Annotated in this window: 22 protein-coding genes and 1 riboswitch; of the genes, 15 read left to right on the forward strand and 7 right to left on the reverse strand. The window is 37.9% G+C overall.

Annotated features, from left to right (window positions below; translation table 11 throughout):
* Nucleotides 1–114: 114 nt before the first annotated feature.
* The 6 genes from HNQ85_RS03035 to HNQ85_RS03060 all read left to right on the forward strand — a co-directional run bounded on the left by HNQ85_RS03035 (nucleotide 115) and on the right by HNQ85_RS03060 (nucleotide 5,504).
* The gene (locus HNQ85_RS03035) at nucleotides 115–894 is read left to right on the forward strand and encodes a fumarylacetoacetate hydrolase family protein (RefSeq protein ID WP_181536058.1); all 780 of its coding nucleotides are present in this window, start codon (nucleotides 115–117) and stop codon (nucleotides 892–894) included.
* Between the two features lie 69 nt (nucleotides 895–963).
* Complete coding sequence (locus HNQ85_RS03040; protein ID WP_181536060.1) at nucleotides 964–1,728, forward strand: IclR family transcriptional regulator; 765 nt, start codon at nucleotides 964–966, stop codon at nucleotides 1,726–1,728.
* Between the two features lie 297 nt (nucleotides 1,729–2,025).
* Nucleotides 2,026–3,702, forward strand: coding sequence for a DUF6044 family protein (locus HNQ85_RS03045; protein ID WP_181536498.1), 1,677 nt, complete (start codon nucleotides 2,026–2,028; stop codon nucleotides 3,700–3,702).
* A gap of 2 nt (nucleotides 3,703–3,704) precedes the next feature.
* Nucleotides 3,705–4,736 carry a glycosyltransferase family 2 protein gene (locus tag HNQ85_RS03050; RefSeq protein WP_181536061.1) on the forward strand — a complete coding sequence of 344 codons (1,032 nt, stop codon included), beginning with the start codon at nucleotides 3,705–3,707 and terminating at the stop codon, nucleotides 4,734–4,736.
* Nucleotides 4,702–5,130 (forward strand): GtrA family protein, encoded by a 429-nt coding sequence (locus HNQ85_RS03055; protein ID WP_181536063.1) that lies wholly within the window; start codon nucleotides 4,702–4,704, stop codon nucleotides 5,128–5,130. The genes HNQ85_RS03050 and HNQ85_RS03055 overlap by 35 nt, the downstream gene beginning before the upstream one ends.
* A gap of 167 nt (nucleotides 5,131–5,297) precedes the next feature.
* A complete protein-coding gene (locus HNQ85_RS03060; protein ID WP_181536065.1) occupies nucleotides 5,298–5,504 on the forward strand; it encodes a hypothetical protein in 207 nt (68 codons plus the stop codon).
* Nucleotides 5,505–5,710: 206 nt separating this feature from the next.
* Here the strand turns inward: HNQ85_RS03060 and HNQ85_RS03065 are convergent, their stop codons facing one another.
* Nucleotides 5,711–6,709, reverse strand: coding sequence for an acyltransferase family protein (locus tag HNQ85_RS03065; protein ID WP_181536067.1), 999 nt, complete (start codon nucleotides 6,707–6,709; stop codon nucleotides 5,711–5,713).
* 183 nt (nucleotides 6,710–6,892) lie between these two features.
* On the opposite strand from HNQ85_RS03065, the gene HNQ85_RS03070 reads away from it, so the two are divergent.
* The 3 genes from HNQ85_RS03070 (at nucleotide 6,893) to HNQ85_RS03080 (ending at nucleotide 7,621) form a co-directional block, all read left to right on the forward strand.
* The gene (locus tag HNQ85_RS03070; RefSeq protein WP_181536069.1) at nucleotides 6,893–7,072 is read left to right on the forward strand and encodes a hypothetical protein; all 180 of its coding nucleotides are present in this window, start codon (nucleotides 6,893–6,895) and stop codon (nucleotides 7,070–7,072) included.
* A complete protein-coding gene (locus tag HNQ85_RS03075) occupies nucleotides 7,059–7,238 on the forward strand; it encodes an H-type small acid-soluble spore protein (RefSeq protein ID WP_181536071.1) in 180 nt (59 codons plus the stop codon). The genes HNQ85_RS03070 and HNQ85_RS03075 overlap by 14 nt, the downstream gene beginning before the upstream one ends.
* Before the next feature lie 224 nt (nucleotides 7,239–7,462).
* Complete coding sequence (locus tag HNQ85_RS03080; RefSeq protein WP_181536073.1) at nucleotides 7,463–7,621, forward strand: twin-arginine translocase TatA/TatE family subunit; 159 nt, start codon at nucleotides 7,463–7,465, stop codon at nucleotides 7,619–7,621.
* A 74-nt stretch (nucleotides 7,622–7,695) separates the two neighbouring features.
* Here the strand turns inward: HNQ85_RS03080 and HNQ85_RS03085 are convergent, their stop codons facing one another.
* The 4 genes from HNQ85_RS03085 to HNQ85_RS03100 all read right to left on the reverse strand — a co-directional run bounded on the left by HNQ85_RS03085 (nucleotide 7,696) and on the right by HNQ85_RS03100 (nucleotide 11,711).
* Complete coding sequence (locus HNQ85_RS03085) at nucleotides 7,696–9,144, reverse strand: amino acid permease (RefSeq protein ID WP_246326781.1); 1,449 nt, start codon at nucleotides 9,142–9,144, stop codon at nucleotides 7,696–7,698.
* 121 nt (nucleotides 9,145–9,265) lie between these two features.
* Nucleotides 9,266–9,454: riboswitch (Lysine riboswitch) on the reverse strand.
* Nucleotides 9,455–9,706: 252 nt separating this feature from the next.
* The gene (locus HNQ85_RS03090; protein WP_246326760.1) at nucleotides 9,707–11,083 is read right to left on the reverse strand and encodes a S8 family peptidase; all 1,377 of its coding nucleotides are present in this window, start codon (nucleotides 11,081–11,083) and stop codon (nucleotides 9,707–9,709) included.
* A gap of 135 nt (nucleotides 11,084–11,218) precedes the next feature.
* A complete protein-coding gene (locus HNQ85_RS03095) occupies nucleotides 11,219–11,509 on the reverse strand; it encodes a spore coat protein (RefSeq protein ID WP_181536077.1) in 291 nt (96 codons plus the stop codon).
* Between the two features lie 16 nt (nucleotides 11,510–11,525).
* A complete protein-coding gene (locus tag HNQ85_RS03100) occupies nucleotides 11,526–11,711 on the reverse strand; it encodes a DUF892 family protein (protein ID WP_181536079.1) in 186 nt (61 codons plus the stop codon).
* Nucleotides 11,712–11,879: 168 nt separating this feature from the next.
* On the opposite strand from HNQ85_RS03100, the gene HNQ85_RS03105 reads away from it, so the two are divergent.
* On the forward strand, nucleotides 11,880–12,098 hold the full coding sequence (locus HNQ85_RS03105; RefSeq protein WP_181536081.1) for a hypothetical protein: 219 nt from the start codon (nucleotides 11,880–11,882) through the stop codon (nucleotides 12,096–12,098).
* 540 nt (nucleotides 12,099–12,638) lie between these two features.
* Here HNQ85_RS03105 and HNQ85_RS03110 read toward each other — a convergent pair.
* Nucleotides 12,639–14,021, reverse strand: coding sequence for a peptide MFS transporter (locus HNQ85_RS03110; RefSeq protein ID WP_181536083.1), 1,383 nt, complete (start codon nucleotides 14,019–14,021; stop codon nucleotides 12,639–12,641).
* Between the two features lie 269 nt (nucleotides 14,022–14,290).
* Between HNQ85_RS03110 and HNQ85_RS03115 the strand changes: the two genes are divergently transcribed.
* The 4 genes from HNQ85_RS03115 to HNQ85_RS03130 all read left to right on the forward strand — a co-directional run bounded on the left by HNQ85_RS03115 (nucleotide 14,291) and on the right by HNQ85_RS03130 (nucleotide 18,288).
* On the forward strand, nucleotides 14,291–14,995 hold the full coding sequence (locus tag HNQ85_RS03115; RefSeq protein ID WP_181536085.1) for a thermonuclease family protein: 705 nt from the start codon (nucleotides 14,291–14,293) through the stop codon (nucleotides 14,993–14,995).
* A gap of 217 nt (nucleotides 14,996–15,212) precedes the next feature.
* Entirely contained in the window at nucleotides 15,213–16,193 is a 981-nt protein-coding gene (locus tag HNQ85_RS03120; RefSeq protein WP_181536087.1) for a YncE family protein, read from the forward strand.
* The gene (locus tag HNQ85_RS03125) at nucleotides 16,186–16,866 is read left to right on the forward strand and encodes a response regulator transcription factor (RefSeq protein ID WP_181536089.1); all 681 of its coding nucleotides are present in this window, start codon (nucleotides 16,186–16,188) and stop codon (nucleotides 16,864–16,866) included. The genes HNQ85_RS03120 and HNQ85_RS03125 overlap by 8 nt, the downstream gene beginning before the upstream one ends.
* Nucleotides 16,867–16,869: 3 nt before the next feature.
* The gene (locus tag HNQ85_RS03130) at nucleotides 16,870–18,288 is read left to right on the forward strand and encodes a sensor histidine kinase (RefSeq protein ID WP_181536091.1); all 1,419 of its coding nucleotides are present in this window, start codon (nucleotides 16,870–16,872) and stop codon (nucleotides 18,286–18,288) included.
* A 70-nt stretch (nucleotides 18,289–18,358) separates the two neighbouring features.
* Here HNQ85_RS03130 and HNQ85_RS03135 read toward each other — a convergent pair whose 3' ends face one another.
* Nucleotides 18,359–19,969, reverse strand: coding sequence for a HAMP domain-containing protein (locus HNQ85_RS03135; protein WP_181536093.1), 1,611 nt, complete (start codon nucleotides 19,967–19,969; stop codon nucleotides 18,359–18,361).
* Nucleotides 19,970–20,390: 421 nt separating this feature from the next.
* On the opposite strand from HNQ85_RS03135, the gene HNQ85_RS03140 reads away from it, so the two are divergent.
* Nucleotides 20,391–22,091 carry a PAS domain-containing sensor histidine kinase gene (locus HNQ85_RS03140; RefSeq protein ID WP_181536095.1) on the forward strand — a complete coding sequence of 567 codons (1,701 nt, stop codon included), beginning with the start codon at nucleotides 20,391–20,393 and terminating at the stop codon, nucleotides 22,089–22,091.
* Nucleotides 22,092–22,269: the final 178 nt, after the last annotated feature.

Below are 22,269 nucleotides of genomic sequence, written 5' to 3' on the forward strand. Positions count from 1 at the left end.
TGAGGTTATGCCATCATTACATCTATTGGTGAATATCAATGATTTTTAGAAGCAGCCGCTCCGGTGTCAAAATAGAAGTTGCCCGTAATTAACATAGTCGAGAGGAGTTAAGCGATGAAGTTTGCCAGATTTACTATCAATGGAGAAAAGTATACAGGTGTTGTAATAGATGATGTAATAAGAGAAATTCAAGGGGATATGTTTGGTGAATGGGAATATACAGGAAAAATCTTTTTCAAACATGAAGTCAAATTTCTTGCCCCGTTAGAGCCGAACCAAATTATTGGAATCGGTGCAAACTACGTCCCACAAAAAGAAGACCTTCCTGATAGGCTGCCGGAAATTCCAGTATTTTTCTTCAAACCAACTTCATCGGTAATTGGACCTGAAGAAGAAATTGTTATTCCAAAAGGAGTTGACCAAGTCAAGTTTGAATCAGAATTAGCGGTTGTGATTGGGAAGGAAGCGAAAAATGTTCCTGAATCAGATGTGTTGGATTATGTGTTTGGTTATACCATTGGAAACGATGTAACCGCACCACAATTTTTTCATCAAGACGGCCATTGGACACTTGGAAAAGCGTTTGATACCTTTACGCCATTAGGTCCGGTAATTGAAACGAAACTCGACCCTTTCAATGTGAATGTAAAGGCAAGACTGAACGGTGTCGAAAAACAAAATAGCCCGACTGCATTCATGATTATCCCAATCTGTAAAATGATTTCTTATCTGACGAATATTATGACACTGAAGCCGGGAGATGTGGTTTTAACGGGAAGTCCAATTGGAGCCGAGTTCGTCAGAGCAGGAGATACCATTGAATGTGAGATTGAAGAAATCGGAACGCTACGCAATACGTTTGCTGCTGCAAAAGAATGCACTAAAATTGGTTAGAGACCGATTAAATGCCCGGAAACAAATGTTATAATGAATTATCATGTTTTGTGCTAGAGGTGAGAGAGCATGGAAAGAGAAAATATGGTCAAGTCTGTGAGCCGGGCATTAGATATTATCGATATCGTCAGTTTGGAAAAGGATGGCTTAGGCGTTACAGAAATTGCAAAACAAATGGATATTAATAAAAGTTCTGTATATCGAATTTTATCGACACTGGTTCGGTATGGATATATGGAGCAGGATGAAGAGACAAGCCGTTACAAACTCGGCTACAAATTTTTGGAGATGAGTTCGAAGCTTCTCGAATCGATCGATTTAAGAAAAGAGGCGAAACCGTATTTACAGGAATTAGAAAAAGAAACAAATGAGGTCATTCATCTTGTTGTATATGACCAGGGTGAAGTGATTTACATCGAAAAGTTAGAAGGAACGGAAACACTGCGCATGCATTCAAAAGTCGGCAAAAGAGCTCCGATGCATTGCACGGCAGTAGGAAAAGCGATCTTAGCGCATTTGCCGTCTAATGTTGTGCTCGATATTTTAGAACGTAAAGGAATGCCAAGGCATACGGATAAAACAATTACCGATCAGGATGAATTTCTTAAGGAGCTCGCTCAAGTGAAGCAAAAGGGATATGCTCTTGATTTAGAGGAAAACGAATATGGGATTCGCTGTATTGCCGTACCGATTTTTGACCATGTTGGAAGAGTGATTGCCGCTGTCAGCGTCTCCGGTCCGACAATACGTATGACAGATGAACGAATCGAACAATTGCAAGCGAGAATGCTGCAAATCGGCAAACAAATTTCTGAAAGGCTTGGATATATATAAAAACGTTGCTCGATATCTTGTTTGAAGATATCGAGCTTTTTTGTTGCAAATGAATAAAACATAGGTCTATTTACCTTATCATTTTCTTTTCAATCAGCTTGGTCAGTTTCGTCACAAATTCTAACCCATTTTTCAGTATGTTATATGTGACTTTTTCAATTCCTTCTCTAAAGCCTTTTTCAAAATACGCATTCAGCAGAATGAATATTTTCCTTTTGATGTTAAACACTAAAAAAAGACGTTCGGCGGCTGCCAATATTGAAATCGAAGGAGAGAAGAGAGTTGCTGAATAGAGAGATTCATAAACATGAAAAAAAGATGATTTTCTTCTCGTTCCTTGCAATAGCTGCTTTTGTGTCGCCGTATTTTCTTCTCGGCGAAGATGCTCATATGCGCATTCACGATAATTTAGATTCGAATATAGCCTGGTATAAAGTGTTAATAAGAAGCGGTGAATTGTTCGGGTCAGTGGATGCGGTCATTTCACAAATTATTAACGGTCTGCCTAGGAACGCATTTGGGACAGAATTTAGTGGAATTGTGTGGCTGCATGCCTTATTTCCTTCGATTTATGCTTATGGCTTAAGCCAAACAATCACGCGTGTATTTGCTTTTATTGGCATGTACCTGCTTCTAAAAAAACATTTTATTAAAGCACCGGAATGGTCTTGGATTCGTGTTGGTGTGGCGTTGGCTTTTGCTTTAACTCCATTTTGGCCGTCAGGGATGCTGAGTACGCTTGGAATGCCGCTCGCGTTATGGGCGTTTTTAAATATTCGCGCTGGCGAGCGTTCGTGGGTGAATTATTTGGTGTTGACGCTCCTGCCTTTCTATTCAAGTCTTGTTCTTGGATTTTTCTTTTTCTTAAGCGCGATGGGAATATTGTGGGTGGTTGATGTCGTGCGTGGGAAAGGATGGAACGTGCGTTTTTTATTGGCGATTGTGTACATGAGTGCAATTTATTTAGCAATTGAATATCGACTCGTCCATTCTATGTTGTTTTCGACAGAACCGACGAGCCGCGATGAATATTTTCATGCCCGTCTGCCGCTTTGGCGTGTCATTCGTTTAACCTTTAAAAACTATGTGCTTGGACATAATCATGTTATGACGGTACATGGTCTTGTTATTTTGCCGGTTACGTTCATTGCCTTATATGTTGTCTGGAAACAAAAACGCTGGAGTGAGGAAAAAACATTTCTTTTTTTGCATGTCCTAAACCTTGCGCTTTCCACATGGTATGCGTTTTGGTTTTATAAAGGATGGGTTCCGTTGACAGAACGGTTCGACCTTCTTGATAAGTTCAACTTTGCCCGTTATCACTTTTTACGGCCGCTAGTCATTTATGTGTTATTCGCTCTTTCTTTAAAAATTTTATGGCGACAAGGAAAGGCATGGCAACGAATGTCCCTCTGTTTCATCGCAGCGCAGCTTCTTGTGCTGACGGTCTTTAACGAGGAAATCGTTTATCGGAACAAACCGTCGTTTAAAGAGTTTTATGCTGAAAAGCAGTTTGCGGAAATTAAGGAATACATAGGGCTTCCAGTGGAAGAATATCGCGTTGCGAGCATCGGAATTCACCCGGCGATTGCCCAGTATAACGGGTTTTATACGTTAGATACGTACAATAATTTTTATCCGCTCTCTTATAAACATCGTTTTAGAGAAATTATTGCACAGGAATTAAAGAAAGATCAAAAGCTGCGGGAGTATTTCGATGAGTGGGGTGGGCGTTGTTATATTTTTGTGGACGAACTAGGAAAACATTATATGTTTAAAAAACATTCACAGAAAAAGATAAAACATTTGCAGTTAAATATGGATGTATTTTGGGGAATGGGGGGGCGCTATATTTTATCCGCACTCCCGATTGAAAATGCGACAGAAAATCAACTGAAACTGGAAAAAGTATTTCATTCGCATGAATCCGCTTGGAAAATCCACTTGTATAAAGTGATGCATAAGGAGGAATGAGCTTGAACAAACCTGTTCTTACCATTGTTGTGCCATGTTATAACGAAGAAGAAGTGCTGCCGGAAACGATGAAACAGCTGTTGCACTTGCTTGAGCAACTAATCGCAGAAAAGCTTATTTCACGGCAAAGCAAATTATTATTTGTCGATGATGGGAGCAAAGATCAAACATGGCAACTCATTTATAAAGCGAGTTTGCAGCATGAAACGGTGAAAGGAGTGAAGCTCTCAAGCAATGTCGGCCATCAAAACGCTTTACTCGCGGGATTGTTTGCCGCTAAATCGGTTTCTGACTGCATTGTTTCCATTGATGCTGATTTGCAAGATGATATTTCGATCATTCGCGAATTTGTGCAAAAATTTCATGAAGGCTATGAAATTGTCTATGGAGTACGAAAAAAACGAAATACGGATACGTTTTTCAAGCGGTATACGGCACAAGGTTTTTATAAATTGATGAAAGCGATGGGCGTGAATGTCGTATATAATCATGCTGATTATCGCTTAATGAGCCGCCGTGCTGTTGAAGAACTGGAACGTTTTGAAGAAGTTAATTTATTTTTGCGCGGGATTGTTCCTTTGCTTGGATTTCGCTCTACTGTTGTCTATTATGATCGGAAAGAACGGCTGGCTGGTGAAACAAAATATCCGCTAAAAAAAATGATCGCATTCGCCTTGGACGGGATTACATCGTTTAGCATTACTCCCATTCGCTTTATCTCGATTATTGGTTTTATTTCGTTTTTTGTCAGTCTGATATTTGGCATGTATTTCATCTTCTTAAAATTTACCGGGCATACGCAAACTGGCTGGACGTCTCTCATTATGTCGATTTGGCTTCTTGGGGGATTGCAGCTTATTGCGTTTGGTTTAATCGGTGAATATATTGGAAAGATTTACAAAGAAACAAAGCGACGTCCGAGATATATTGTCGATATAGATTTATTGAATTTGCCGCTTCGAGCGAACCACTCATCTCCAATGACGGAGGAGAATATGTATGTTGATGTTAAGAGGTTATTTGAATCGAACTAGTCCGCTTGTTCGTTTTTTGCTGGTCGGAATTATAAATACGTTCGTTGGCTTATCGGTCATGTTTTTTATGCTGCACATCGCTCATCTTTCATACTGGTGGGCCACGTTCAGCGGAAACGCAGTTGGTGCGGTAGTGAGTTTTTTGTTAAACCGCTCGTTTACGTTTCAAAGTGATATATCTGTAACAAAAGGTGCTTTTCGTTTTTTGGTTGTGATGCTTTCGTGCTATTACGTGGCGTATTCATTTAGTCAATTGACGGCTCGTTTCATTGTTACTTTATCTCCGCATCCATTTGCAAACGTTCGCGATGATTTAGCGGTATTGTTTGGCACTTTATTTTACACGGTGTTGAATTATCTCGGACAAAAAATAATTGTTTTTACAGCAAAGTAGGATTTTTTGAGAGTGATGTCGAATACAAAACCAAAACAATACCAAGAGTTATCCATATTGGTGACTCTTTTCTTTTTTGATAAGTACAGTACAGACATAAAGGCTTTTGAAAATAGCATATACATGTAATCATCTGTTTTTTGTATTCCAATTTTGAGGTGAAGCATATGGAAGGTATTGTATTGTTCGTATTGGTCTTTTTCCTTGTTTTTGTTATCTATTCGTTATTGTCAAAAGATCCTGGCCAAGGAAGAAAGAAGCGAAGTAGCCACAATTACATTTTCCCGCTTTATGATTATGATGCATCATCTGATTATAACGATTGCGTTGGTGATTTTGGTGATGATTGCAGCAGCGGGGGGAGTGGAGATTAGGAAGTAAGCGGATTGAATTATTGATCAACAGAAGAGATTGTTGAAAAATGATTAAAAACATAGTAAATGGATTCAACGAAAGTTAGTAGACAGGTGATAGTGTTAAAAAGACAAGCTTGGGCAATTTCTAGCCCAAGCGTTTTGTTTCAATTCATGAACCGATGTACGATTTATCTTTTAAGATTTTGTAGCTTTAACAGTAGCCATCAACGATTCAGCATATGTTTTCGTAGTGGGACACGGAATTCAATAATCGGCTTGACGAGCTGTATGACCGGTTTGCTTGTCAGCATGAACGTTACAACAATTGATATGATGATCAATAACGGATATCCGTTAATTTTTGCAATGACATCAGGAAAGTTTGTGGCGTGCAAGTATTTTAGAATAAATCCATGCAAAATATATACATAAAATGTTCGTGTCCCTAAATTAGAAATAGTTAATTGGCGATTTGGAATCAATGACATAAAACAAAGCGTCATTAAAAAGCTGACCCCGTACAACAGAAGTCGGAATAAGACGCCCATTTCCTCGTTGACACCTAATGTTTCATAAGATTTCGAGCCGTACAGCCATTCTTCTTGTAGGTTCGGAAATGCAAAATGAATAACCGCAAATGCGCTAACGAGCAAAATGATCGATAGGAAGCGGACTCGCGGCTGAAATAATCGTTCAAAATGCTTCTTTTTCAGTAAGAAGCCAAACAGAAAGAACGGGAAAAACGTAAACGTCCGCGAAAGGCTCAAAAACTTTTCGATATCGGTTAGTCCAATTAAAATCCCCATAAGGATTGTTAAGGAAATAGAATACGTTTTTGGAATCCTCGCAAAAACATACAGCATCACATTCCAAAAGAACAAACTTAGTAAAAACCAAAGCCCCCAGTGAGGGGTAAGGAAATCAATCGAAAGATAACCGTCTTCATATAAAAATGAATAATAAACCGAGTAAAGCAGTTGGAAAATGACATATGGAATGAGTATTTTCTTTGTTACCTTCTTTAAATACCCCTTTTTATGGAAGCTTTTTGAGAAATATCCGGAAATCAACACAAATGCTGGCATGTGAAAAAGAAAAATCCAAACATATAAACTATGAATAAATGTATTTTCTGCAATATATGGACGAAGAAAATGACCGAAAACAACAAAAACAATAAGAAAAAATTTCGCATTGTCAAAATAATAATCTCTGTCTTTCATGAATACCCTCCTTGTAGGATATGACAGATTTTTGAAGGTATCATTCACATAACAATTTATTATTCTAACATATAAATTCGAATGATAGGCATATATTTTTGTACAGGTAAAATGTACCATTATAAAAATGAAAGGGAATTAGGAAAAATATATCTAAAAAGTTTATTGAGGGAGGAATTCCTATTGAAGGAAGAGACGGAGCTTTATTCTGTTGAAAAGAAAAAACAATCGAACAATTCAAGTGAGATACAAAATCATTTTTATCTAGTGTGTAATGAGGAATTATTTTGGAAAGAACTTAGAGTAATGGCCGAAGACAGAGCACACAATAGGGAAAGGGGGGGCTTTGATGGAAGTGATTAGAGCGAAACAAATTGCTGAGTCGGGCGATATTGTCCATGTAACATATGAGGGAAAGCGAGTGTTCATTCAACACGTAGATGAAAAAAATGAAATGGCAAGAATTTATGAGCAAGAAAATCCAGATAAAGAGATGGTTGTGCCGATTCGTCTTCTTCATGAAGAATAGAGGCTGTCCCATAAGTAAGTGTCTGACCTCACGCATCATCCATAATATATAGTGTTTTTATCCATTGTTATGTCCTATATATTATGGTTGTGAGGTCTGACACGTGCTTTTTTTGGGCAGCCTCTTTTATATTGAAAAAACACCTTTCTATCTTTTTTGTAACACGTTATAATGATAAGTGGATAGGCTATCGGAAAATTTTTAAACTGGAGTGAACAATAATAATGAATATTGGTTTTGGCGAAGTTGCGCTCATTGTCTTTCTTGCGCTTTTAGTATTTGGCCCGAAGAAATTGCCAGAGCTTGGAAAAGCTGCCGGCAAAACGCTTCGCGAGTTTAAAAATGCAACGAAAGGTCTTATTGACGAGGAAGAAAAAAAGTGAAAAAACTAAAAAATGCCCCATTGCCGTATAGGCAATGGGGCATTTTTTGATTAAGCAGAAGGATTTCAAGAACATTAATCCAGTTTACATTGATCCAACGGTACAATCTTTGTCTTTTTTGTGATTTTGTATCCTAGCCACACGGCAATAAAAATAGGTAACCCAATGTATGATACGAGTACACCGTACCAATCAATTTGCTCTCCGATAAATGCGGAATAGTTTTGCCCAAGTATGACAATCACGCATAGGATGAAAGCAAATAAAGGACCGAATGGGAACCATTTTGCTTTGTATGGCAGCGCATTTAAGTCACGGCCTTGTGCAATATATGCCTTACGGAAGCGGTAATGGCTGATAGCTATACCTAACCAAGCGATAAAGCCGGACATACCTGATGCATTCAATAACCATGTATATACTACACCATCCCCGAACAAGGAAGCTAAAAACGCCAATGTACCAACTAAGGAAGTAACGATGAGCGAGTTGACCGGAACCCCCCGCTTATTTAGCTTTGCCAAAAATTTTGGTGCTTTTCCTTCGCGTGCTAAGTCCCAAAGCATTCTTGTAGAAGCGTACATTCCTGAATTTCCTGCTGATAAAACAGCCGTTAAGATAATGGCGTTCATGACAGATGCAGCGAATGCGACTCCAGCTTTATCGAACACGAGCGTAAACGGACTTACTGTTACATCGCTGTTAGCAAGATTTTCATTTGTATAAGGAATCAAGAGACCGATGGCAAGAATGGCTAATATATAGAATAAGAGAATTCGCCAGAATACTTGTCGAACAGCGCGAGGAATGTTGCGTGCAGGATCATCGCTTTCTCCAGCAGCAACTCCAAGCAATTCCGTTCCTTGAAATGAAAATCCAGCAGCCATAAAAATTCCTAATATAGCCATAAATCCGCCATTAAATGGTGCATCGCCAATAGTAAAGTTTTTAAAGCCGACAGCCTCTCCACCCATGATACCGAAAATCATTAAAAAACTAATAATTAAAAAGATGATGACAGTGACTACTTTGATTAAAGAGAACCAATACTCTGCTTCACCAAACCCTTTAACAGATAAATAGTTTAAGAGAAACATAATGATCAAACAGAGAGCGCTCCACAGGATGGAAGGGCTGTCAGGAAACCAAAACTTCATAATCAGTGTAACGGCAGATAATTCTGCAGCAATCGTAATTGCCCAATTGTACCAATAATTCCAACCTAAAGCAAATCCTAATGCCGGGTCGACAAATTTTGTGGCATAAGTACTAAATGAGCCAGCTACTGGCATATAGGCTGCCATTTCTGCCAGACTCGTCATAAGGAAGTAAACCATGATTCCAATAGCGATATAAGCAACAAGTGCTCCCCCAGGACCTGCGGTATGAATCGCCCCGCCGCTTGCTAAAAATAAACCTGTTCCAATTGTTCCTCCAAGTGAAATCATCGATAAGTGCCGCGCTTTTAATTTGCGCTGCAGTTCATTTGTGACTGTGGAGGAAGATTGAGGATTAGAGGTCATGTTTTGAATTGCGCTTTTCATGATGATCACTCCTTATAAAAATATTTGGAAGGAGTGGGCAATAAAAAAAGCCGTCGAAGGCGATCGACGGCAATATGTCCATTACCCGTATCAAACCTTCCGAAAAGATAGCGCCCCACGTTTGCTTTACAGCAAACGTGACAGTGCTGTCCCTATTCGGCAACAGCCCCAGCTTCCCCACTCAGAGAAAGTGCGGAAACTTCGGCGACTTTTCCTTTCAAGCGGAGTCGTCAACGTTCTCTGCGTCTCGTCCACTTTACTGATAAAAGCCGCAACCTCTACCCCATCGGTTGAATAGGATAGTGATTATTCATTTTTGAGAAATTTTTAATTACATTATAAAAGATGATCAGCTTTATTTCAATATACTATTTTTCTATTTGTAAAACGCGTACTAAATAAAATTTATGCAGGAGGATGCCCGGTAAGTTTCTACCCTCACGTACATTTCACAATATATCGTTCATTTACCCAATTCGATATCTTAAAATATACTGTATCACGGAGTATGACATATTGCTTTTAGGTCAGCCTCGATTTTCTATTGGGCGTTTGTCGTCTCATTTCCTTTGCTAGCGAGTTGCATTGCCTTGTAAATATTAATCAAACCGTTTCCAAAAAATTGATCTTTTCCGGAAGTTCCTAAATCAATGGTTGAACGATTAATAATATTCATTACTTCCATGTTGCTTAGTTCTGGATTTAATGAGCGAATAAGTCCAGCTAAGGCGGCAACGTGTGGAGCAGCCATCGATGTGCCGGAAAGAGCGGCATAACGATGATGTACAAATGTGCTTGGAATACCTGTGCCGGGTGCGACAACATCTAGGTAATTTCCATAATTAGAAAACTCTGCTCGTGAACCATCTGGATTAATCGCCCCGACGCTAAGTACTTCAGGATATGCTGCAGGATAGCTCGGTTGGGATGAATGATCATTTCCCGATGCTGCAATGATTACCACGTCTTGTTCATATGCGTAACGTACTGCTTCTTGTAAAAGTTCAGATGGTTGATAATTTCCTAAGCTTAAGTTAATGATGCGTGCACCATGATCGACCGCCCATATGATCCCTTTGGCAACATCAAATGATGAACCATAGCCTTCAGAATTTAGTGCTTTAATAGGCATAATCTGATTGAACCATGTAATGCCAGCTACTCCTTCACGATTGTTTGTCTCAGAGGCAATAATCCCAGCAACGTGTGTCCCATGACCATTATCATCTTCAGGAAGGGCATTGTCCGCCAGCACGTTGTAGCCTTTTTTTAAGCGATGTATTAAGTCAGGATGATCTAAATCAACCCCGCTGTCAATGACCGCAATAACAACATTTTTGTTACCTTGAGAAAGCTGCCATCCTTCCTCTGTTTGAATTGTCGGTAAATTCCATTGATATCGCAAATACAATAAGTCGTTCGGAATTTCATTTTGCAAATAGATATAATTCGGTTCCGCATACTCGACATGCTGGATGTTTTCAAAATAGTCTTTTAGCTCGTCCGCTGTTTTGCTTTCTGATTGGAACACAAAAATATGATTCATTTGTTTCATGATTTGCCCATTGATGTCGTTTTCCATCTTAGTAAGCTCTTGTTTTGTTGGTATTTGTTGAAACTTGATCGCCACCTGGTTTTTGTAATAATGGCTTTGATTTTGTTCATTATGCTGAATCATTTTAATCGCAGAATGGTTGTTGAGTCTTGCTTTCAGCTCGTTGCCACTGGCGATACTGTCAAGTGTAATCAGTGTTGCATTTGTTTTCGCTCGCGATTGATACGGAGCAGGCACGGTCTTTAATTGCTGAACATTTTTGCTGTTATTTATATTTTTCTTGTCATAAATAGGGAGGACACTTATCACCCCAAAAATAAGCATGATTCCCCCAATGAAAACAATAAGCCACTTTATTTTCATGTTTTCTCACCTCTATATTTAGAGTGCGAAAACATGAAGCGAATTATGAATAAAGACCAGTATGTACAAAAAAGACACCTAAAGCGGTGCCTTAATAAAGAATCGTTTTTTGGAGAGTGAATACTTAATGCGCGTTTACTGCAGATTTCCTGCCTGTAAAGCCATTTGCGCGGCCTGCATGTCAATACGCAGCTGCTCTTGAACGTTTGATGGGTGATAATACCCTTTATTTACCATATATTCGCTTATTTGCTCGTGCAGTTGAATGGCGTCGTTTAAATGTTGTTTTAATGTATCACGGACTTCAGGCGTTGATGCCTCAGTAATTGCCATTGCATAGCTTTTAATGCCGTTTTTTGCAGCAATTAAAAAGTCTGTTGCAATCACTTGATCATTTAATGTTCCTAACGTCGCTGTGTTTTGCATGATTGGAATCACCTCTTTAAGATAATAAATTTTGTAAGTCACGAATATGTTGTTGCGTTTTTTGAATATCCTGTTGCATTAATGCTCTTAACTCTGGATCAGTGACCAAACCTTGCATTGCCGCTGTTTTCGTCAAACATACATTTTTAAAAGATAAAAGTTCATGAAGCTCTAATGTTTCGTGTGTTCCTGTTGCCTTCATTCTTTCTCACCACCTTCCGAAAACTATTGTGCTCATCCCGGGGAGTTTTAAAATTGTAAATTAATGATTAAAAATGGAGAGGTAAGTAAAAAATACATGATTCTACCTTAAGATGGGGATGATAACAAACGCAAAGTTTTTATTAGATAAGTGAAGAAGGAGAACACCATGTTTACGTGGATTCGTTACAAAAAAAATCTAGGAAAAATGAGCAATAAACAAAATAACGCAGTATTAGAAGGAGAAAGTGCCGGGAAGATGTTAAGCTCAAATCTTGAGGTAAACATGGAAACGCTGAAAGAAACATTTCAGAATTGCTCTGATGTTGTGTTTAGGCAGTTTACCATTGACGACGGAACAAAAGCATTACCGATGGGATGGTTATAATAGCGACGAAATTCATGAAAATGCTTTACGAGCGTTACTTTTTCATTATAGAGAAAATGCCATTTTTAAGATAAGTATTACTCTATATGCGCTCAGTCACATGATTAGCCGTTTCTTTTCGAATATTTCAAGCGAGTGATTCATTACTCCGATGAGGTGTCTTGCGTTTGTCTGTTCTTTCTTTGAAAGTGCAATACAGAAAAACATTTATGATTTTAATTATTTCATACCTGTTCCCTTTATTTATGTGGATATTTTTGCGTGTTAAATATAGAAAAAACAATGGAAATGTACAAACGATAAAAACAGAAAACGGTACAACATAGGTTAGATTTTCCTTTCGTTCTATCTCTTAACGGGTTGACACTTTGCTTGAGAGTCAGGTTCTTTTTATGTTTGGCGATATTTACGAATAACGAACAAAAACAGGCTGAACAGAAAGTGAACGGATGTGTTTTCGTATTAAACAATTTATAGAAAATGGAGAGTAATGAAAAGAGGGTATCCCAAATATTACATATTGGGGATACCCTCTTTGATTTATTCCATCATCTTTACTAATTTTCTGGAAATGAGAAGTAAGATAAGACCTAATCCGATTGTAACGGCACCAATTAAGCTGAAAATTTGCAAATATCCTAATGAAACCGTATATGCAGCGAGTACACCAGCTAATTTATTTGCTACACCTGTACCTGCTAACCAAACTCCCATTAATAGCGAGGCTAAACGAACAGGAGCAAGTTTACTTACCATTGACAAGCCGACAGGTGATAAGCATAATTCACCAAGTGTATGCATGAAGTATGTTAACACGATAAACATGACATGTGCTTTTTCTACTACTTGGTCTTCATTGCTGCCTGTCTGCATGACAGCTGGAACTAATACTAAAAATCCTAAACCGAGTAAAATCATACCAAGAGCCATTTTTGTCGGAATGGACAAGTCTCCGCGTTCTGTATTAGAAAGTTTGACCCATAATGCTGAAAGAATTGGAGCTAAAATAACAATAAACAAAGGATTTAATGATTGGAACCATGATGTTGGAATTGTCCAACCACCAATAGATTTGTCAACAAATTTATCAGTATACAGTGTTAAAGAACTTCCTGCTTGTTCAAAGCCAGCCCAGAAGAAAATGACAAAACAAGCTAAAATTAAAATGACTGCTGTGTGTTGTTTTTCCTTTTTGGTTAGTGGAGCTTTTGACTGAGTAGTCGTATTTGCTTGTTTTCCAACCGGCTTTTTACCGATTTCACCTAAATAACGATTTCCGAATAGATTGAAAATTAATTGCCCAATTATCATCCCGATCGATGCAACAAGGAATCCATATTTAAAGCCGTATTGAACAACGCCGTTCACAGTTGTTTTGAAAAAGTCTTCGGCTAAATAACCGACGACAAGTGGCGCAAAGAATGCACCGATATTAATTCCCATGTAGAAAATCGTGAATGCTGCGTCTCTGCGCTTATCATTTTCGCCATAAAGTTCTCCGACAAGCGTTGAAATATTTGGTTTAAAGAAACCGTTACCGATAATAAGTAAAGCAAGACCGATATATAGTCCCATTTTTGAATGTAGGGCAAATAAAGCAAAGTTACCAATAGCCATCGTAATACCGCCGATGGTAATGGCTAATCTTCTGCCTAAAAATCGGTCAGAAAGGTATCCGCCGATAATTGGTGTGAAGTAAACAAACATGGTGAAAGTACCATAAATACTCATGGCGACACTTTCTTCAAACCCTAAACCACCGCTTACTAAAGCTGTAGTTAAATATAGAACTAAAATGGCTCTCATTCCATAATAGCTGAAACGCTCCCACATTTCTGTAAAGAACAGCAAATACAAACCGGGAGGGTGCTTCTTTTTGGGGTCTTGATGTTTAATAGGTTGTTTCTCTGCTAATGCTCCCATTTTGTTGCCTCCTTGATAAAATAATAAAACTACGAAAGATTTTAATTTACATAATATTATTAAGTCAATAAAGTTATATAAATATATAATTTTAAAATAATTAAGAAAATATTTAAGGTAAATTAGTAAAAAATAATTTTTTTATAATAATTTTTGTCGAAACAAAATTATTTATCTGGATAATTTGTTCACAAGCTTTTTGTTTTTTATAGCTGTAGAGGCTATAATCAATTTGCGACATTGCAAAGATTTAAAGGAGAGGAAAAAAGGTGTCTGTTTATAAAAAACGGTTTGTAGTACTCATTTCTATCTTATTATTCGTTTTTATTTTAGCTTTATTCGGCTGCCAGCAGGCTTCATCTAAAATTCCCGCTGTTGTGCTTGAAGTGATTGACGGGGATACGTTAAAAGTAGAAGTCAATGGTAAAAAAGAGACTGTACGTCTTTTATTAATTGACACCCCTGAATCTGTCCACCCGACAAAGCCGGTGCAGCCATTTGGAGTGGAAGCTAGTCATTATGTAAAGAAGCTATTGCCGAAAGGAACAGAGGTAGAGTTGGAGCTCGATGTTCGCGAACGTGATAAATATGGCCGTTTGCTGGCGTATGTATGGGTCAATGGAAAAATGTTAAATGAGCTGCTTCTTGAACAAGGATATGCCCGTGTGGCATATGTATTTGAACCAAACACAAGATATGTGGATGAATTTCGCGCAATACAAGAAGAAGCCCGTAAAAAAGAACTTCGTATTTGGTCTTTAGAAAATTATGCGACAGAACGGGGATTTAACGATCAGGTAACAGGTAAGCAACAGTGCGACAAGCCAATGATTAAAGGGAATATTCGCAAAGATGGGGAAAAAATTTATCATTTGCCAAGCAGTCCGCAATATAACGTGACAAAAGCAGAAATGATGTTTTGTACAGAAGAAGAAGCAAAATCGGCGGGATTTCGTCCTGCGCATGCTCAATAAAAGAGGTTGATGACGATTATTCAATCGAACTTATTAGGAAAGCCGCTGCCGCCAGAACAACTTATACTTATATACGATAAATCATTTCCCTCAATTGTTGAGGGATTTTTTATTGATTTAAATTCGACAAAAAGTACAGAATTCTTCACGAATTTCTCACAATTATTGCGTATAATGACTACTATATGAATGGCTGCCTTCTAAAAGGAGAGATAAGATGAAAAAATATGTTTTGTTTATGATGATTGGTCTCGGGATTTTAGCGGGATGTCATCCAAAGACGTTTACACCGATACCGTTAGAGATGAAAACACTTATTAGTGTGAATATTAAAGATGGCAGTTTGACATTTTTGGATTTGAAAAATAACAAAGTTTTTACAGAGTGGAAAATGGAACAGCCGATAAAAGGAGCTAGTTTGCTTCCGGATGGAAAGACGCTTTTGTTATACGGGAACGAACTAGAAACGGTGCAGCTATACAACTTGGCAGAAGGAACGTTAAAAGAAGAATGGAAGACGGGCAAAGGGATTGTGAACGCGATCGTATCTAATGACGGTAAACATCTATTTTTTGTTGATCAACATAAAAATGCCGTCAGAATTTTTTCTACTACAGGAAAAGAACTTGGTACTGTAAAAGTGGGTAAAAAGCCGCTTACCCTTTTGCAAAACAACAGTGGAACAAAGATATATGTGGTTCATTTTACCGAACCATTTCTCAGCGTGATTGATGTTCCGAAAAAACAAGTGATTGAAAAAATCAACATTCCAAAAGCGTCTGCAGGTGGACTCATTCGCGAAGAGCAAAAACAACTATGGATCGGTGGGCATGGAAGTGGAAAGGAAATTCAATCCAATATCCACATTTATTCATTAGAGACAGGTAAGTTGTTAGAAAGGATTCATGCTCCGAAAATGCCGATTTATTTTATTGAAACAAAACATGGAATATTTGCACTCAGCCATGGTACAAGCATGATTAGAAAGTATAATGAACATCTTCAAGAAACAGGTTCGCTTCAAGTTGGCTCGAATCCGTTTGCTATGGTAGCAGGCGAGCAAGAGCTATATATTGCAAGCTATGATAGCAATGAAATTTATAAAGTTGACCAGCAACATTTGAAAATCATTGAAAAGTTCCCAAGCGGTAACGGACCGTTTCAGTTAATCATCAGGGAGGGACATTCGCTTGAATAAAAAAAGAGTGCTTATTGTGGATGATGAAGAAGATATGCGTTTTTTAGTATGTATGTATTTGGAGAACTCCGGATTTGAATGTTTACAGGCAGAAAACGGGGAAGAGGCGCTAGAGCTGGTGAAACAAACGAAAGTGGATTTAATATTGCTTGATATTATGATGCCCAATCTAGATGGATTTGCTTTATGCGAACGCATTAGAGCTTTATCCGATGTACCGATTATTTTTTTAACGGCAAGAGGAGATGAGTGGGATAAAGTAAAAGGGTTGAAACTAGGGGGAGACGATTATGTTGTCAAACCGTTCAGCCCTGGTGAACTGGTCGCGCGCATTGAAGCGGTGATTCGCAGATCAACATATCACAATGAGCATAAGGCAGACGGGCTTCTCTCTTTCGAAGCGATGCAAATTGATGAAAAAGGAAGAAGAGTGGTGGTGGAAGGAAAAGAAGTCATATTAACGCTGAAAGAGTTTGACCTGCTGCTGTTTCTTGCTCGACATAGAGGCCAAGTATTCAGTCGTGAAGAGTTATTGATGCGCATTTGGGGATATGATTATACCGGCAATGCAAGAACGGTCGACACACATATAAAAACGTTGCGGCTGAAGTTAAAAGAACATGGCCGTTTCATTAAAACCGTATGGGGAATCGGTTATAAGTTTGAGGTGTAGCAAATGCGGCGATGGTCGATGACATTAGTGCAAAAAATTTGGTTCACCATTAGTGTAGGTGTGATCGTAACCATTTCTTTTTCGTATTTTCTCTCTCATTATTTCTATCAAAAACTGTATGTAGATAATGTAGAGAAAATGTTAATGGAAGAAGGAAAAAATTTAGCAAGTGATTACCACGGTGGTCCAATCACCGAACAATATCGCAAGCAAGTAGAATGGTACAATGAAAAATCAACGGCAGAAATTTTGCTAGTCAGCAATCCTCGTGAATTAAGCGCTTGTTTACCGTTTCACATTGATTACGATTCGCTTATTAACGAAGAAGACCGCGCAAAATTGCTAAAAGGAGAAGTGGTTACAAAAGTCGGGTTTGAAGAGCGGTTCGGAAGACAAATTATGGGGGTGATCGTGCCGCTTTTGGACGAGCAGCGGTTAGAAGGGGTATTTTATTTATATATTCCTTTAGCGAGTATTCAAGAAATTACTACGGAAGTGGCCTATATTTGGATTCCTATTGCTTTTGTTTTTGTTTTTATTTTGCTTATTGCCGGTAAAATGATGGCTGACCGTATTGCCAATCCACTGAAGGAAATGGAAGCGGTCGCTTATAAAATGGCGCACGGCGATTATAAAACAGAAATTCCAATTCGTTCTAATGATGAAATCGGTAGACTTGCCAAAGCATTTAACATTATGGCAAAAGCCATTGCTGAAGAAGATATGCGGAAAAAAGAATTTTTAGCCAATGTATCGCATGAGCTCCGCACGCCGTTAAGCTATGTAAAAGGTTATAGCGAAGCGATTCTTGAGGGGATTGTCCAAACGAAACAAAGTGAACAAAAATATGTTAAGCTCATTCATCGGGAAGCGAGCCGAATGGAGCGGCTTGTTCACGATTTGCTTGATTTGGCGCAATTAGAAGGAGAAACATATCCGCTACAAAAAGTTCCATTAGTGTTTTCACAAGTCATTGAGGATACGTTAGAAAAATATGAACCGTTTTTGCAGGAGAAAAACATTTTGTTAACGACGGAGCTAAATCCAGAGATTATTATTGAAGCGGATTATGATCGAATCGAGCAAGTCATTCATAACATTGTCGATAATGCGATTCGCTATACGCCAATGGGCGGAAACATTCATATTCAATTAGAACAAATGAATGAGCGTGATTGCCAGCTGGTTATTTCGGACACGGGTAAAGGCATTCCGAAAGAAAAACTGCCATTTCTCGGAGAACGGTTTTTTAGGGTGGATAAAGCAAGAACGAGATCAGAAGGGGGAACAGGATTAGGGCTTGCTATTGTAAAGCAAATTATTCATTTGCATAGAGGAAGACTTTATTTCAAAAGCAAAGAAGGGAAAGGAACGACTGTAGTAATTGAATTACCAACGCTGAACGGTGAATGGGAAGAATGAACAAAAGGGGATAGACCAAACGGAGTAAATGATCTCTAATGGCAAAATAAGCACACTTTTTTCAGTGTGCTTATTGCTCAAGTTGGAATACTTTTATCTTTTCATTTAACGCTTGTGACACTTTCGTTAGTTTAGCAATCGCAAGATCAATGTCTTGTACAGCTTGATAAGACATCAGATGCATATTTGTAATCTGGGCAACAAGCTGTTTTGTAAACATATGAAAGGAATGAAGTGTTGTTGTCATCTCATTTAACAACGTAGCCAACTCCTCTTTTTTGTGCAAATCGCCTTTGATGGATTCCATCATATGCAGGATATGATCAGAATAATGTATTAATTGGTTCGTGTATATATCAATCTCACAAAAGATTTGCTCAGAATCTTCGGTAAGGCTGCTCGATAGTTCATCGATACTTTGAAGTGAAGTATTGACGGTTTGGTTTAATAACGCTGATAATTGCACTAGTGAGTTTATTTCTTTTTTTACTTCGGAAATTAAGCCGCTTATGTTTCTTGTCATATCGTTTAAATTTTTCGCGATAAATCCCCACTCATTTTCTTCATGAATTTGCAGCGTCTTTGCCAAATTCCCTTTGGAAATAGAGTCGATATGCTGCGTAATCATATCCAGTGGCTTTAAATGGTTTCGTGTTACGCTTTGCAAAATAACAAAGATAACCACAATACAAACGATAAATGATCCAATGATCAAAAACATAAGTCGGTGATAAACAATCATTTCTTTGTCGTAATTGGATACGATAGTCAAAACTCTGTTCTTTTCAATTGGGACATAGAACTTTGTATAGGAAACATTGTTTTTCGAAAATGGTACACTTAAAATTTCTTTTTGTTTCAATGCGTTCTTAAAAAAGCTGCGATCTTCTCTTAATGTAAAAGAGTGCTCTCCAAACAAAACAGGCAAGTCAATTTCCGGCTCAATGACTTCGTTCTTTTTACCTTTTAGCCATGCTGGAACATTAATAACTGCGATTTCGACAATCCCATTATGCGAACGGGTAATTTTTTTTATCAGCTCTGCTGGACCATGATTATAAGTAAGCTGGTAAATATCTTGATCTAAAATATACGGATTGATCATAAACGGTGTTGTTCCATCATAGTAGTAGGCATATTTATAATATTTGTTCTCCCATTCTGACCGCGATATCGGACCAGACCAAAAATGTTTCGTATAATATCCTTTATCAACTGTGACCTCTTTCCTAGCCATTAGCTGTTGAAAAGCAGTAAACCAGTATCCCCAATCTTTTGAGCTTAGGCCGACTTCATTCGGGTCAGATGATTGGGCGACGACAATATCATCGCCTTTTTTGACAAACAATGATATGTCATAAACGTCCACTTGTTTTTTTAGTTCAATTAATTCTTCGCGTGAAATATCATTGATGTCTCTTCCTTTTAGTTGTTTAGCAATTTCCTTCGATGCAGCCAGCAGTCTTTGATCAATCAGTCTCTCAATCACTCTTTGTGAGTCTTCAGCTGTAACCATTGCCTCTTTAATGATTTGCGACGTTTCCTTAATTTCGTTATACATCGCTTTTTCTAGCTGCTTTTTAGCCGACCAATGGAATACAATAGAGAATAATGATCCTGCTACAACTAAAACCATTGCAATCTTTATAAAAATTTGATGGGTAACTGTATTTTTCCTCATATGTAAACCCCCGGCCGAGATGAATTAATAACTCATTCTATAATTATACAATAATATTCATTTAAGATAAGCACCTACAAACCATTTTGTTGCTCTTTCGAAGAAGAATCCTTGCAGGACGAATGAAAAAATATAAGAGTATGCATTGCAAGGATTGTTATTTTTGGAAGAATTATATATTATATGATTTTGTGTAAGTTATCTAGCTTTTTTTGGAGATACATGATGAAGTTTAACGGTCATCATGATTAAAATTAGCTATTTTTCTGTCATTGTCGCTACTATTCTTCTAGTTTATGATTTATGTTTTTGTATAATCGTTTTTCTATATTCTTGTTTACCTTTTATTTGAACCGTTACACGAATATTAGTGCCTGAAAAATGGCAGATGCTATGGATGATGGGGGTCAGTGTATTCGGTATGCATGATATTTTGATGAAGGGAATTTCATTTGGCTATGCATCTCAACAAGTAGATTCTTCTGTAACAGGAGACGCTCCATTTCCTCCTCCAATCGCAGTTTTAGGTAATGTTTTAGATTGCAGTATCGTCTTTTTCTTCCTGTTTATACTATTTATGACTGTTTTCATTGCTTATTTTGAGCAATATAAACGTTTAAAGTCAAAGAGGGTGATAGAACAACATTATCGTTCTTTAGTAGATGACAATCCGTTTTTAGTCTTAACGGTAAATTTAGACGGTATTGTCACACAGGTCAATCCTAAAGGAATTGAGCTTTTAGATGGGGATGCTGATGATATTATTGCAACATCCATTTTCTCTTATTTTAGAAATGAAGACCATCAAATTGTTACCTCGAAGTTTGAAGCAGCTAAAAAAGGAAAAGCTTGCAGCTGTGAATGTTTTCTGGTGAATAAACGCGAAAAAAAAATACCGATGCATATGACGTTTATTCCGGTTGTCAGCGAACAGAAGGTGCATAGTGTATTCGTTGTCGGCCAGGATATCACAGAAATTATTCAATATAAAAGGAGAGTAAAGAAAACGCAACAGGATTTATTAAATACTATTCGTGAGCAACAAGGAATGATTTTTAAATTTGTGAAAAAAGGAGATACATTTATTCATACTTTATGTGATGGGAAGTTGTTATATAAACTCGGCTTTGCTTCGAGGGATATACTCGGAAAATCGTTATATGACTTTTTACCGAAAGAGCAAGCTGAGCAAAAAATAGAATATTATCAAAAAGCTTGGAACGGCGAAACCATTTATTACGAAGGACAGGTGGATGATATTTTCTATTTAGCAAGTCTCTGTCCAGTCAAACGAAATGGAAAAGTGATGGAAGTCATCGGTTTGGTAATGGATATAACGGATCGAAAAAAGATGGAACGTGCAATCTTACTGGCGAAAGAAGAATCGGAAAGAGCGAATATTGCTAAATTAGAACTGATCTCAAAGATGAGCCATGAACTTCGGACGCCGTTAAATGGAATGCTTGGATTTGCTCAATTACTGGAAATCGATGAATCATTAACGGAGCAGCAAAAGGAGTTTGTTGAAAAAATTTTGTCTGGTGGACGGCATTTGTTAAAATTAGTAAACGAAATACTAGATTTGTCACGCATTGAATGCGGAAATTTAAAAATCTCACCGGATTATGTACAACTCGAACGAGTGATTGATGAAAGTATTAAACTAATCCAACCATTAGCAGACGAGAAAAACATTCGTATCATTAACACTTTAGAACAAGATGAAAATGAACTTGTATATGTAGACCCGGTGCGTCTTAAACAAATTATGCTGAATTTGTTGTCTAATGCGGTGAAGTATAATCGCCAAAATGGAGCCGTAATCATCTCCAGCAGGCGTGAGCGTGGGCATATTTATATTCATGTTCAAGATAGTGGGATTGGTATTGCAAAAGAAGAATGGAAGAAAATTTTCGAGCCATTTTACCGCATTAAGGGAACTCATGCTGATGGTACTGGAATCGGCCTCTCCCTTGTTAAACAGCTTGTGCACTTAATGGGGGGAGAAGTAGGGATGAACAGCACGTTAGGAGAGGGAAGTGACTTTTGGTTTAGTATTCCAGTCGTCAAGAACGTGTATTATGATGAACAATGTGATAGAGAGATTGGTAAACATCATTGAAAGCAGCTTCAATCGATGATAAATAAAATTTTATAAAGGCGAATTTGCAGAATATTTGACAAAATGGATTCATATCGAACAGTTTTTAGAAATATGAAAAATTGACTAGCATAATGTCTTATAGGAAAATGGATTTACTTGAACCAAGGGACAAGAGCTTTTTCATTTTCGTCGCGAT

It is taken from the genome of [Anoxybacillus] calidus (genome assembly GCF_013760845.1).
GTDB lineage: Bacteria > Bacillota > Bacilli > Bacillales > Anoxybacillaceae > Paranoxybacillus > Paranoxybacillus calidus.